Annotated in this window: 10 protein-coding genes; 6 read left to right on the top strand and 4 right to left on the bottom strand. The window is 60.0% G+C overall.

Annotated elements, in window-relative coordinates; translation table 11 throughout:
• A complete protein-coding gene (gene flgE / locus ACA052_RS22025; protein WP_497646780.1) occupies window positions 1-1350 on the top strand; it encodes a flagellar hook protein FlgE in 1350 nt (449 codons plus the stop codon).
• A gap of 210 nt (window positions 1351-1560) precedes the next feature.
• Here flgE and ACA052_RS22020 read toward each other — a convergent pair whose 3' ends face one another.
• On the bottom strand, window positions 1561-4455 hold the full coding sequence (locus ACA052_RS22020; protein ID WP_497646779.1) for a ribonucleoside-diphosphate reductase subunit alpha: 2895 nt from the start codon (window positions 4453-4455) through the stop codon (window positions 1561-1563).
• Window positions 4456-5191: 736 nt separating this feature from the next.
• Between ACA052_RS22020 and ACA052_RS22015 the strand changes: the two genes are divergently transcribed.
• Both ACA052_RS22015 and ACA052_RS22010 read left to right on the top strand, forming a co-directional pair.
• A complete protein-coding gene (locus ACA052_RS22015; protein ID WP_497646778.1) occupies window positions 5192-5914 on the top strand; it encodes a response regulator in 723 nt (240 codons plus the stop codon).
• Entirely contained in the window at window positions 5911-7521 is a 1611-nt protein-coding gene (locus ACA052_RS22010; RefSeq protein WP_497646777.1) for an ATP-binding protein, read from the top strand. The genes ACA052_RS22015 and ACA052_RS22010 overlap by 4 nt, the downstream gene beginning before the upstream one ends.
• Before the next feature lie 165 nt (window positions 7522-7686).
• On the opposite strand, the gene ACA052_RS22005 is transcribed toward ACA052_RS22010, so the two are convergent.
• Window positions 7687-8412, bottom strand: coding sequence for a 4'-phosphopantetheinyl transferase family protein (locus tag ACA052_RS22005; RefSeq protein ID WP_497646776.1), 726 nt, complete (start codon window positions 8410-8412; stop codon window positions 7687-7689).
• Between the two features lie 147 nt (window positions 8413-8559).
• Window positions 8560-9351, bottom strand: coding sequence for a dienelactone hydrolase family protein (locus ACA052_RS22000; RefSeq protein WP_497646775.1), 792 nt, complete (start codon window positions 9349-9351; stop codon window positions 8560-8562).
• Window positions 9352-9496: 145 nt separating this feature from the next.
• On the opposite strand from ACA052_RS22000, the gene ACA052_RS21995 reads away from it, so the two are divergent.
• The 3 genes from ACA052_RS21995 to ACA052_RS21985 all read left to right on the top strand — a co-directional run bounded on the left by ACA052_RS21995 (window position 9497) and on the right by ACA052_RS21985 (window position 11911).
• Window positions 9497-9802 (top strand): hypothetical protein, encoded by a 306-nt coding sequence (locus ACA052_RS21995; protein WP_497646774.1) that lies wholly within the window; start codon window positions 9497-9499, stop codon window positions 9800-9802.
• 88 nt (window positions 9803-9890) lie between these two features.
• Window positions 9891-10568, top strand: a complete 678-nt coding sequence (locus ACA052_RS21990) for a response regulator (RefSeq protein ID WP_008029360.1) — start codon at window positions 9891-9893, stop codon at window positions 10566-10568.
• Window positions 10565-11911 carry an ATP-binding protein gene (locus ACA052_RS21985; protein ID WP_497646773.1) on the top strand — a complete coding sequence of 449 codons (1347 nt, stop codon included), beginning with the start codon at window positions 10565-10567 and terminating at the stop codon, window positions 11909-11911. Before ACA052_RS21990 ends, ACA052_RS21985 begins: the two co-directional genes overlap by 4 nt.
• Before the next feature lie 83 nt (window positions 11912-11994).
• Here ACA052_RS21985 and ACA052_RS21980 read toward each other — a convergent pair whose 3' ends face one another.
• A complete protein-coding gene (locus ACA052_RS21980; protein ID WP_497646772.1) occupies window positions 11995-13008 on the bottom strand; it encodes an AraC family transcriptional regulator in 1014 nt (337 codons plus the stop codon).
• Between the last annotated feature and the right edge of the window lie 113 nt (window positions 13009-13121).

Here is a 13121-nt window from a genome sequence, read left to right as displayed (position 1 = left end):
ATGTCTTTCAATATCGGCCTTAGCGGTCTCTATGCAGCCAACAAACAACTGGACGTTACCGGCAACAACATCGCCAACGTCGCGACCACCGGTTTCAAGTCGTCCCGTGCAGAATTCGAAGACGTTTACTCGGCCACCAAGCTGGGCACCGGCAGCAAGACTGTTGGTAACGGCGTGCGTCTGGCCAACGTGTCCCAGCAGTTCACCCAGGGTGACATCAACAACACCGGTAACGTGCTGGACATGGGCATCAACGGCTCCGGCTTTTTCGTGCTGAACGACAGTGGTTCGCTGTCCTACACCCGTTCCGGTACGTTCAAGGTCGACAAGGACGGTTACATCACCAACACCGACTACTCTGCTCGTCTGCAAGGTTACGGTGTGGATTCCAATGGCAAGATCGTCAATGGCGTGTTGACCGACCTGCGTATCGACACCTCCAACCTGGCGCCGAAATCGACCAGCTCTGTGTCGTCGACCATCAACCTGAACTCCTCGGCGGATGTAATCGATCAGGCCGTGGTGGCCAACAAGTTCGATCCGACCAAGCCCGCGACCTTCACCAAGCAGTTCAGCACCCCGATTTTCGATACGCAGGGCAACCAGCACACCATGGATCAATTCATGGTCAAGACTGCAGGCAACACGTGGGATACCTACACCCTGATCGATGGTCGCAACCCGGATGGCAGCGACCCTGCTATTGCGGCTAATGCGCCGGTCCCTTCGACCATGACGTTCGACACGTCAGGTAAGCTGCTTTCGGTCAGCACACCGGCACCGGTCACTATTCCGCCGACCGTTCCGACACCTGCGCCTACCATCAGCAGCGATCTGAAGATCACCAACTGGACACCAGGCACTGTGACCGGCGGCGTCTGGACAGCCAACGGTGCGGCCGCCAACCCGGCAGGCGTGTCCATTGCCATGGCCAACACCACCCAGTTCAACGCCGACACCGCGCGTTCGATTCCTGCGCAGAATGGCTACGCTACCGGCCAGATCACTAACCTGACCATCGACGGCAGCGGTGTGTTGCTGGCCAACTTCAGCAACAACCAGACCAAGGCTATCGGCCAGATCTCCCTGGCGAGCTTTACCAACGAACAAGGCTTGCAGCCGGTTGGTGGCACCAGCTGGAAGGAAACCTACATTTCCGGCATCCCAGGCTACGATGCGCCGCAAACCGGCACTCTGGGCGAGATTCACTCCAACTCCCTGGAAGAGTCCAACGTCAACCTGACCAACGAACTGGTCGACCTGATCAAGGCGCAGAGCAACTACCAGGCGAACGCGAAGACCATCTCCACTCAAAGCACCATCATGCAGACCATCATTCAGATGACTTGATGTTGTTGGGTTGTAGCGCTTGACAAGAAGCCCCTCGAAAGAGGGGCTTTTTTGTGGTCAAAAGATCGCAGCCTTCGGCAGCTCCTACAGGTAATCGCATGCCCCTGTAGGAGCTGCCGAAGGCTGCGATCTTTTGATCTTAAAGAGAGGGCAAAAGAAAACCCCCGACAAGCCAGGGGGCTGTCGGGGGTTTGGTATTACCGGCTCAGCTTATTGGCAAGCTTCGCAATCCGGCTCGTCGATGGCGCAAGCCTTTGGCACTGGAGCAGGGCCGGCCGGTGCTGCCAGGACCGAGTCTTCACCGTGGTTGCCGCCGCTGGAAACAGCGTTCAGCTTGCCGGTGTTGATGGTCGACTTCTCGGTGCTGGTCGCGGCCAGGGCACGGAGGTAGTAAGTGGTTTTCAGGCCACGGTACCAGGCCATGCGGTAGGTCACGTCCAGCTTCTTGCCCGAAGCGCCAGCGATGTACAGGTTCAGCGACTGAGCCTGGTCGATCCACTTCTGGCGACGGCTTGCCGCGTCGACGATCCACTTGGTGTCCACTTCGAACGCGGTGGCGTAGAGCTCTTTGAGTTCTTGCGGGATGCGCTCGATCTGCTGCACCGAACCGTCGTAGTACTTCAGGTCGTTGATCATGACCGAGTCCCACAGGCCACGGGCTTTCAGGTCGCGAACCAGGTACGGGTTGATCACGGTGAATTCGCCCGACAGGTTCGATTTCACGTAGAGGTTCTGGTAGGTCGGTTCGATCGACTGCGATACGCCAGTGATGTTGGCGATGGTCGCGGTCGGTGCGATGGCCATGATGTTGGAGTTACGAATGCCTTTCTGTACACGGGCGCGAACCGGTGCCCAGTCCAGGGATTCGTTCAGGTCAACGTCGATGTACTTCTGGCCACGTTGCTCGATCAGGATCTGTTGCGAATCCAGCGGCAGGATGCCTTTGGACCACAGCGAACCCTGGAACGTCTCGTAGGCGCCACGCTCGTCAGCCAGGTCGCAGGAAGCCTGGATCGCGAAGTAGCTGACCGCTTCCATCGACTTGTCGGCGAACTCGACGGCAGCGTCGGAACCGTAAGGGATGTGCTGCAGGTACAAAGCGTCCTGGAAGCCCATGATGCCCAGGCCGACCGGACGGTGCTTGAAGTTGGAGTTCTTCGCTTGTGGCACCGAGTAGTAGTTGATGTCGATCACGTTATCGAGCATGCGGACTGCGGTGTTCACGGTGCGTTCCAGCTTGGCGGTGTCCAGCTTGCCGTTGACGATGTGGTTCGGCAGGTTGATCGAGCCCAGGTTGCAAACGGCGATCTCGTCCTTGTTGGTGTTCAAGGTGATCTCGGTGCACAGGTTCGAGCTGTGGACCACACCAACGTGCTGCTGCGGGCTACGCAGGTTGCACGGGTCTTTGAAGGTCAGCCATGGGTGGCCGGTTTCAAACAGCATGGACAGCATTTTGCGCCACAGGTCTTTGGCCTGGATGGTCTTGAACAGCTTGATCTTGCCCGGGTACTGGGACAGTGCTTCGTAGTACTCGTAACGCTCTTCGAAGGCTTTGCCGGTCAGGTCGTGCAGGTCCGGCACTTCGGAAGGCGAGAACAGGGTCCACGGACCATCATCGAAGACGCGCTTCATGAACAGGTCAGGGATCCAGTTGGCGGTGTTCATGTCGTGGGTACGACGACGATCATCGCCGGTGTTCTTGCGCAGCTCGATGAACTCTTCGATGTCCATGTGCCAGGTTTCCAGGTAGGCACAGACAGCGCCTTTGCGCTTGCCACCCTGGTTAACGGCGACGGCGGTGTCGTTCACCACTTTCAGGAACGGCACAACGCCTTGGGATTTGCCGTTGGTGCCCTTGATGTACGAGCCCAGCGCACGAACCGGCGTCCAGTCGTTGCCCAGGCCGCCCGCGAATTTCGACAACATGGCGTTGTCGTGGATCGCGTGGTAGATGCCCGACAGGTCATCCGGTACGGTGGTCAGGTAGCAGCTCGACAGCTGTGGACGCAGCGTGCCGGCGTTGAACAGGGTTGGGGTCGAGGACATGTAGTCGAAGGACGACAACAGGTTGTAGAACTCGATCGCACGGTCTTCCTTGTTCTTCTCTTCGATCGCCAGGCCCATGGCCACGCGCATGAAGAAAATCTGCGGCAGTTCGAAACGCACGCCATCCTTGTGGATGAAGTAACGGTCGTACAGGGTTTGCAGGCCCAGGTAAGTGAACTGCTGGTCGCGTTCGTGGTTGATCGCCTTGCCGAGTTTTTCCAGGTCGAAGGTGGCCAGGACCGGGTTCAGCAATTCGAATTCGATGCCCTTGGCGATGTACGAAGGCAGGGCCTTGGCGTACAGGTCGACCATTTCGTGGTGGGTCGCGCTTTCAGCGACTTCCAGGAAGCTCAAGCCTTCGGCACGCAGGGTGTCCATCAGCAGGCGGGCGGTGACGAACGAGTAGTTCGGCTCACGCTCGACCAGGGTACGGGCGGTCATCACCAGGGCGGTGTTGACGTCGGTCAGGGCCACGCCGTCGTACAGGTTTTTCAGGGTTTCGCGCTGGATCAGGTCGCCGTCGACTTCTTCCAGGCCTTCGCACGCTTCGGTGACGATGGTGTTCAGGCGACCCATGTCCAGCGGTGCAAAAGTGCCATCGGCGCGGGTGATGCGGATCGATGGGTGAGCGTTGACCGCTTCTTCTGCCGGGGCGTGGGCGGCGCGTTGTTTCGAACGGCCGTCGCGGTAGATCACGTAGTCGCGGGCTACTTTCTGCTCGCCGGCACGCATCAGGGCCAGTTCAACCTGGTCCTGGATTTCTTCGATGTGGATGGTGCCGCCCGATGGCATGCGACGCTTGAAGGTCGCGGTGACTTGTTCGGTCAGGCGGGCAACGGTGTCGTGGATTCGCGACGAAGCGGCAGCGGTGCCGCCTTCAACTGCGAGAAACGCTTTGGTGATGGCGACGGTGATTTTGTCATCGGTGTAAGGAACGACAGTGCCGTTACGCTTGATCACGCGCAGCTGGCCAGGCGCGGTGGCGGACAGATCCGAAGTCGAATCAGCGGCCTGCGGCAAGGTGCCCTGCGGGTTCTCGCGAGTTGTGTCGGTTTGCATGGGGGAGTGTCTCCACATTCTCTATGTTTGTTTGGGCACCATCACGGTGCCCACCGTTCCGTCCTGAAGCACTACAACCGGCAGGGCCGGGCATACCAACTTCGGGACAGATCAGGAAGGGGGCTATTGGGGCGCCGCTTCCATGCCGAAGTCTTTGGTCCCAGGCTTTGAGCCTGACACCGGGATCCTTTTGGGTGGCAGCAATTGACTGCAACACCCGTACCGTCAGCGCCGTTTTCGGCTCAAGAACAGTAGCCATCCGCACGCGCGGTTTGGTCTTTAGAAAATACGTTTGGTTCAACCGGACAGAGGCTAATAAAGCGCTTGAAATAGGTGTCCGGTTTGTGTTTGGTTTTTGGCTTAAAACCCTACATGTAGGGTTTTTTTGGCGCCGGGGTACAAGATAATGCGTTTTGGAGGGTGTTGCAACGTACTACCTGTGGATAAACCTGTGCGTAAATTGTGTGTGAAACAGGGAACCGGCGTGTAGGCCGCGACGCTGCTGGAGCGGACCGTTTTTCAGCGAATTTCAATGATTGAAAACAGCCGTGCGGATTTTTAAGGGCGCGAACCCTATCACAAAAAACAGCGCGTCCAAACGCATTTGCCGGCTTGTGTTCTCGGCGAGCGGCGTTTATACAATCGGCCCGTGTTTACGCATTCTTATCCTCCCCATTCATTACAAAAAGACGGGCGGATCCTTCCTTATTAGTGTTTGGCAATGTAGAGGTCACCCGTGGAGCAAGAAGCCTGGCAGGTATTGATTGTCGAGGACGACCAGCGACTGGCCGAACTGACGCGCGATTACCTGGAAGCCAATGGCCTGCGCGTTTCCATCGAAGGCAACGGCGCGCTCGCAGCGGCCCGCATCATCAAGGAGCAGCCGGACCTGGTGATCCTCGACCTCATGCTCCCCGGCGAAGACGGCCTGAGCATCTGCCGCAAGGTTCGCGACAAGTACGACGGCCCGATCCTGATGTTGACCGCCCGCACCGACGACACCGACCAGATCCTCGGCCTGGACCTGGGCGCTGACGACTATGTGTGTAAACCCGTTCGCCCACGCCTGCTGCTGGCGCGCATCCAGGCCCTGTTGCGACGCAGTGAAGCCCCGGAAGTGGCCCCGGAAAAACAGCGACGCCTGCAGTTTGGCCCGCTGGTGGTGGACAACGCGCTGCGTGAAGCGTGGCTGAACGATGCCGGCATCGAACTGACCAGCGCCGAGTTCGACCTGCTGTGGCTGCTGGTGGCGAATGCGGGGCGCATTCTGTCCCGGGAAGAAATATTCACCGCACTGCGCGGCATCGGTTATGACGGCCAGGACCGCTCCATCGACGTACGCATCTCGCGCATCCGGCCGAAGATCGGCGATGACCCGGACCATCCGCGACTGATCAAGACGGTTCGCAGCAAAGGTTATCTGTTCGTGCCTGAAGCCTGCGTAGACCCGTCGCTGTGAATTCGATCTTCCTGCGCATTTATGGCGGCATGTGCGCAGCGCTGGTGCTGGTGGCGGTGCTCGGTGTGCTGGCCTTGCACATGCTCAATCAGGTGCGCAGCGAGCAATACCGTGAACACCTGGCCCACGGCACGTTCTCGCTGATGGCCGACAACCTGCAACCGATGAACGAAACCGAGCGCCACCGTGCCTTGGTGGGGTGGGAACGCTTGCTGGGGATTCCGCTGGGTCTGAAAACCTTCGCCCAGACCGAGCTTGATGTCACGCAGCGCACCCGCGTGCTGCGCGGTCAGGCGCTGGTGGAGCAGACCGGTCCGCACGCGGCGGTGGTTTACCGGTTGGTCAGCGACAAGGAACAGCTTGTACTCACGGGGGAAGTCCAGCAGATCAGCGAGCAATTGGCCCGGGCGACCATTTACCTGCTGGCCGATGAGTTGGTGCGCGTCCCGGTGGCCGATCAGCCCAAGCGCCTGGCGCAATTGAAGCAAGACAAAGGGTTCGGGTTCGACTTGCGGCTGGTCACGGTCGACGAGGCGGACATGGACGAAGATCAGAGTCGCCGGGTGTCCGAGGGTGACACGGTGATGGCGCTGGGCAAGGGCGGCGATTCGATCCGGGTATTTGCCGGGATGGTCGGGACGCCCTGGGTCCTGGAAATCGGTCCGCTGTACCAGATGAATCCGTATCCGCCGGAATGGCTGGTGTTAATTGCGGCCCTCGGCCTGACCCTGATCGGTTTGATCGTCTACCTGTTGGTGCGTCAACTGGAGCGCCGATTGCGCGGGCTCGAAGCCGCGGCCACGCGCATTGCCAAAGGCAGCCTGGAAACCCGGGTACCGGCACGCGGCGCGGACTCGGTGGGGCGCCTGGCTTCGGCGTTCAACGGGATGGCCGAACACTTGCAGCAGTTGCTGGCGATTCAGCGCGAACTGGTGCGCGCCGTGTCCCACGAATTGCGCACCCCGGTGGCGCGCCTGCGTTTTGGCCTGGAGATGATCGGTTCGGCGACGACGCCGCAGGCGCTGGAGAAATACTGTGAAGGCATGGACCATGACATCGAGGATCTCGACCGACTGGTGGACGAAATGCTCACCTACGCGCGACTGGAGCAGGGTTCGCCGGCGCTGAATTTCCAGCGGATCGATCTGGATGCGCTGGTCAATCAAGTCATTGAGGAATTGGCGCCGCTTCGGGCCGACGTGACGGTCCAGCGCGGCTTATGCCTGTCGGCGGCCGATTGTGACGACGCGTGGGTCGAGGCCGAGCCGCGTTATTTACATCGGGCGATACAAAATCTGGTGAGCAACGCCATGCGTCACGCAACGTCCAGGGTGACCGTCAGTTATCAGGTGGGCCAGCAGCGCTGCCGGGTGGATATCGAGGATGACGGGCCGGGCGTGCCGGAGTTGGCGTGGGAGAAAATCTTCACGCCGTTCCTGCGCCTTGATGACAGCCGCACCCGCGCCTCGGGCGGGCATGGGCTGGGGTTGTCCATCGTGCGGCGGATCATCCATTGGCACGATGGGCGGGCGTTGATCAGCAAGAGCAAGAGTTTGGGCGGGGCGTGTTTTAGCTTGAGCTGGCCGAGGAATCAGGAGAAGCGTTGAGGCTTGGCACATAACCTGTAGCAGCTGCCGAAGGCTGCGTTCGGCTGCGAAGCAGACGCTTAATGATGCACCGCGGTGTTCCAGACAAACCCAGTGCGCAGGATTTACGACTGCTGCGTCCGAACGCGGCCCGAACCGAACGCAGGCTTCGCCAGCTGCTACAGGTCAGGCCTTGATACTGACCAGACTCAACAACTGCCCATCCTTCACCCCAAACTGTGCATCCAGCTCGGTACCGTCGCGCCATTCACTGGACAGGTCAGTGAGTAGTCGCAGGCGTACTTGACCGCTCTCGGCCCATTCCAGCACCTCGGCATGTTCAAAATAGAAGCGCTTCTGAACGATCGGGTACAGCGCCTTGAACAGGCTTTCCTTCACCGAAAACGTCAGCGTCACCAACAGCGCCAGCTGTTCACGGCGCCCGGCAGCCATGCGCTGCAACTCGGGCGGGGTGAGGATTTCCCCGGCCAGGCGTTCGGCCCGTTCAGGGTTGAGCAGGTTTTCCATGTCCATCCCCAATCCGCGCCAATGGCTTTTCTTCGCTACAATCGCCGCGGCCCGGCCGGTGCTGTGGGTGATCGAGCCGGCGATGTGCGACGGCCACACCGGCGCCCGGTCTTCGCCGATGGCCGGGCTGAAGTTCAGACCTTCCAGTTGTTGTAACGCGGCCCGCGCGCACACCCGTCCGGCGAGAAATTCCGCCTGGCGCTTGGCGACTGAGCGCTGGATGGTGGGCGGCGGCTCGATGGCGCTGCGCTGGAAATCGTCGCTGGCCAGTTGCGTGGTATCGAAGTGGGTACTCAGCAGCACCGCATCGGGCAGCACATGCGGTAGCGGCCAATGGGCATCGAGCGGGGTGCAGCAGGCGGGCAGGGCGGGGATGGGATTCATGTCGGGCATTTTGCCGGGTTGTCACGTGTGAGGGTAGTGTCAGTTGGACCGCGTAACGGCCTTCGCCGGCAAGCCTCGCTCCTACAGTTTCGATGCAGTCTGTACGAGCGAGGCTTGCCGGCGAAGGCCGTTACTCGGTCCAGAGTCTTAACCAAAAATCTTCTTGAAGAACGCCTTCATGTCCGCCCACGAACTTTCATCGGCGGCCTTGTTGTAACCAATGTCCGGCCCACCATGATCGCCATGGCTCAAACGATCCGCATCCGGATTGCTGAACCCGTGTTTGGCGCCGTCCAGGCTGACGAATTTATAGTCGGCGCCAGCCTTGTCCATCTCGGCCTTGAAGGCCGCGACGATTTCCGGGGTGATCATGCTGTCCTTGGCGCCATGTTCGACGAGGATTTTCGCTTTGACACTGCCCGGCGTAGCGGGGGTGTTGGTCGCCAGCGCACCGTGGAAACTCACCACGCCGGCCAGCGGCACGCCTTGGCGCGCCGCATTCAGGACCACGCCGCCGCCGAAGCAATAACCGATGGCCGCGAGTTTGTTCGGGTCGGTTTGCGGCTGTTTCTTCAGCAAGTCGAGCCCGGCCTGGAACCGTGCGCTGGCCGCGGTACTGTCCTTCAACACGGCCTGCATGAACGCCATGGCGTCCTTCGGATGCTCGGTGTTCTTGCCGTCACCATACATGTCGATGGCCAGCGCGCTGTAACCCAGCCCGGCAAGATCACGGGCCCGGCGCTTGGCGTAATCGTTCAGCCCCCAGAATTCATGCACCACCACGATACCGGGGCGCGGGCCTTTAATGGCGTCGTCGTAGGCGTAGTAGCCGATCATTTTGGTGCCGTCGGCACTTTGGTAGGGAATTTCCTGGGTCTTGATAGCGGCCTGGCTGAGGCCGCTCAATGCCAGGAACACAAGGGCGAGAAAAACACGCATGGTCGGTCTCCTGCGAGAAAGTCATCAACAGAGCCTAGTCGATTTGATTCAGCTCAGGTTCAGAGTGCGTTCAGGGTGAGTTCAGGGCCGGGTGCGTAACCTTGCCCGTACCCAAAAAGCACCTGGCGCATGAGGAAATTCCCTAATGACTGGCTTTAAAAACCTGCTTCTGGCTTTCACCGTCCTGAGCGCGAGTACCGCGGCGCTTGCTTCCGACGAGATTTTCGCCAGCCCTGCTCTTGGGAAGACCAGCGACAAGGTCAAAAAGTCCCACAGCCTGATTAGCTCGAACATTGAAGCCGTGGTTGACCATGACAGCGTCTGGGGCGCACGTCTGCGGCAACCCAACAGCGGGGGTAGTTACCAGGCCTCTTACGACAACGTGTCGGTCTCGCACAATGGCATTAAACTCCGTGAGGAAGACCTCATGGGTCGCTACGATCTTTCCTGACCGGAGGGTGGCAGCCAGCCGTTGCACTGTTGTTCATCGTGATACGCCGTTGTACCTCTGGAGATGATGATTTGCCCGGGAGAGCGTTATGAAACTGCTGGTCGTCGAAGATGAAGCGCTGTTGCGCCATCACCTGCAAACCCGCCTGACGGATAGCGGCCATGTGGTCGAGTCCGTGGCCAATGCCGAAGAGGCGCTGTACCAGACCGAGCAGTTCAACCATGACCTGGCGGTGATCGACCTCGGCCTGCCGGGCATGGGCGGGCTCGACCTGATCCGTCAGCTGCGCTCGCGGGGCAAGACGTTTCCGATCCTGATCCTCACCGCGCGTGGCAACTGGCAGGACAAGGTCGAAGGCCTGGCCGCCGGTGCCGACGATTACGTGGTCAAGCCGTTCCAGTTCGAGGAGCTCGATGCGCGCCTCAATGCGTTGCTGCGCCGCTCCAGCGGTTTTACCCAGTCGACCATTGTCGCCGGGCCGTTGTTGCTCGACCTCAATCGCAAGCAGGCGTCGCTCGATGAACAACCGCTGGCGCTGACCGCTTACGAGTACCGGATCCTTGAGTACCTGATGCGCCATCATCAGCAAGTGGTGGCTAAGGATCGCTTGATGGAACAACTCTACCCGGACGACGACGAACGTGACCCGAACGTCATCGAAGTATTGGTCGGCCGCCTGCGCCGCAAACTCGAAGGCCCCGCCGGGTTCAAGCCGATCGATACCGTGCGCGGCCTCGGCTACCTGTTCAACGAGCGCTGCACTTGATTCGTTCTCTTCGCGTTCGCTTGATGCTCGCCGCCACCCTCCTGGCGGTGTTGTTCATGCTGGCGTTGCTGCCGGCGATGCAGGGCGCGTTCAGCCTGGCGTTGCAGGATTCGATCGAGCAGCGCCTGGCGTCCGATGTCACGACGCTCATCTCCGCCGCCCGGGTGGAGAGCAACCACTTGCAGATGCCCGCGCAATTACCCGATGAGCGCTTCAACCTCACCGACAGCCGTTTGCTCGGCTACATCTACGACCGCGAAGGTCACTTGGTCTGGCGCTCGAAGGGCACCCAGGAAGAGCACATCAACTACACACCGCGTTATGACGGGCGCGGTAACGAGTTCGCGAGAATTCGCGAAGCCAATGGCCAGGAATTCTTCGTCTACGACGTCGAGGTCAAACTGCTCGGTGGCAAAAGTGCGGCGTTCAGCATCGTCGCGCTGCAACCGGTGCGCGAATACGAAGTTACCCTCGAAGGGTTGCGGGAAAATCTTTACCTGGGGTTTGGCGCCGCCTTGCTGGTGTTGCTCGCCTTGCTCTGGATCGGCCTGACGTGGGGCTTGCAGGCGTTGCGCCGGCTGAGTCAGGAACTCGACGAGATTGAAAGCGGCACCCGCGAAAGCCTCAGCGAGCAACACCCGCGCGAATTGCTGCGCCTGACCGGCTCTCTCAACCGCCTGTTGCACAGCGAACGCGAACAGCGCACCCGCTATCGCGATTCACTCGACGACCTGGCCCACAGCCTGAAAACCCCGTTGACCGTGTTGCAGGGCGTCAGCGAAGACATGGCGCAGCGCCCGGAAGATCGCGATCAAGCCTGGGTGCTGCAAACCCAGATCGAACGCATGAGCCAGCAGATCAGCTATCAATTGCAACGCGCCAGCCTGCGCAAAAGTGGCCTGGTGCGCCATCAGGTGCGCCTGCGGCCGGTGCTGCAAAGCCTTTGCGACACCCTGGACAAGGTCTATCGCGACAAACGCGTGAAGGTTGCTTTCGATCTGCCGGATCCGTGTTACGTGCCGATCGAGCAGGGCGCCTTGCTGGAGATGATGGGCAACCTGCTGGAAAACGCCTATCGGCTGTGCCTTGGCGAAGTGCGCATCAGCGTGCGTGAAACCCTCGCAGGCCTCGAGTTGTGCGTTGAGGACGATGGCCCCGGTGTGCCATCGGACCAGCGTGCGCGGATTCTCCAGCGGGGTGAACGGCTGGATCGTCAGCATCCGGGGCAGGGGATCGGGTTGGCGGTGGTCAAGGACATCATTGAGAGTTACAGCGCCAAACTGACCCTGGGCGATTCACCGATGGGCGGGGCGGCGTTCCGGATACATTTCCCGGTAGCTTGATAGAAAAGATCGCAGCCTTCGGCAGCTCCTACATGGATTGGCGTACACCTGTAGGAGCTGCCGAAGGCTGCGATCTTTTGATCCTAATTTTCCTGCGCGCGATAAGCCCCCGGCGTCAATCCAGTCCACTTCTTGAACGCCCGGTGAAACGCCGAAGGCTCGGAAAACCCCAATTGCTCGGCTATCTGTTGCAACGACAGATCCGCTCGTCCCAAGTGATAAATCGCAATATCCCGGCGCAACTGGTCCTTCAACTCCTGAAAACTCGAACCCTCTTCACGCAGATGCCGACGCAGCGTCTGCGGGCTGATGTGCAGGTGCGCGGCCACCGCTTCCAGGTCTGGCCAGCGTGAACTGTCGCGGCTGAGCAAGCGCCGCAACTGGCTGCTAAGGCTGTCGCCGTCATCGGGGCGCGACAACAGGTCGGCGGGCGAATGTTCTAGAAAATGCTTGAGGGTGCGCTCATCCTGTAACAACGGCATGTTCAGGTAGCGACTGTGAAACAGCAGGCTGCTCTGCGTCGTCGTGCTTTTTCCCGTGGAGAATTCCATCGGACAAGGGAACAGCAAATCGTATTCGGCGCCGTGTACAGGTTTCGGGTAGCTGAAGGTGGCCTGTTCCAGTCGAATCCGCTGGCCGATCAGCCAGCTGCCGAGGCGATGCCAGACCATCAGCTGGCTCTCGGTGAGGAAATGGTCCGGGTCCTGGAATTTCGAATCATCCAGGCTGAGGCGGATCATTTCGTCTTCCCGGGTCAGGGTCAGGCGCGGACCCTCAGGGAATAGGCTATAAAACAATAAGCCGCGATGAAGTGCCTTTTCGAGGGTACGGCAGTGAATCACGGCGTGACACATCATCGCGAAACTCCCGGTTTTGCTCGGGACCGGTCCAAACCCGAGGTACTCGTCGTCGAGTGCCAGCCACAAACCCTGGATCAATCGAGTGAACTGCTCCGGCGCAATTCGCGCACGCGGCTCCTCGAGCAACTCGGGGCTGATGCCGAGTTGTTGCAGCAGGTTTGAATAGTCATATCCCAGCCGGCGCGCTCCGCCGAGGACTGCACGGGCGAAATGACTGGCAATGGTGCGTTCGCGCATAGAAGGCAGGTCCGTCATTGAACGGCGGATAGTAGACGGGGTTGTCGGGCAGGAACAAGGCGGATATCCGCCAAATTGCAGGACGTGATTTGGGAGATGGGCGGAAATCCGCC

The sequence above is a fragment of the Pseudomonas sp. LBUM1644 genome (assembly GCF_059716195.1).
This window is presented reverse-complemented; position numbering and strand designations above follow the sequence as displayed.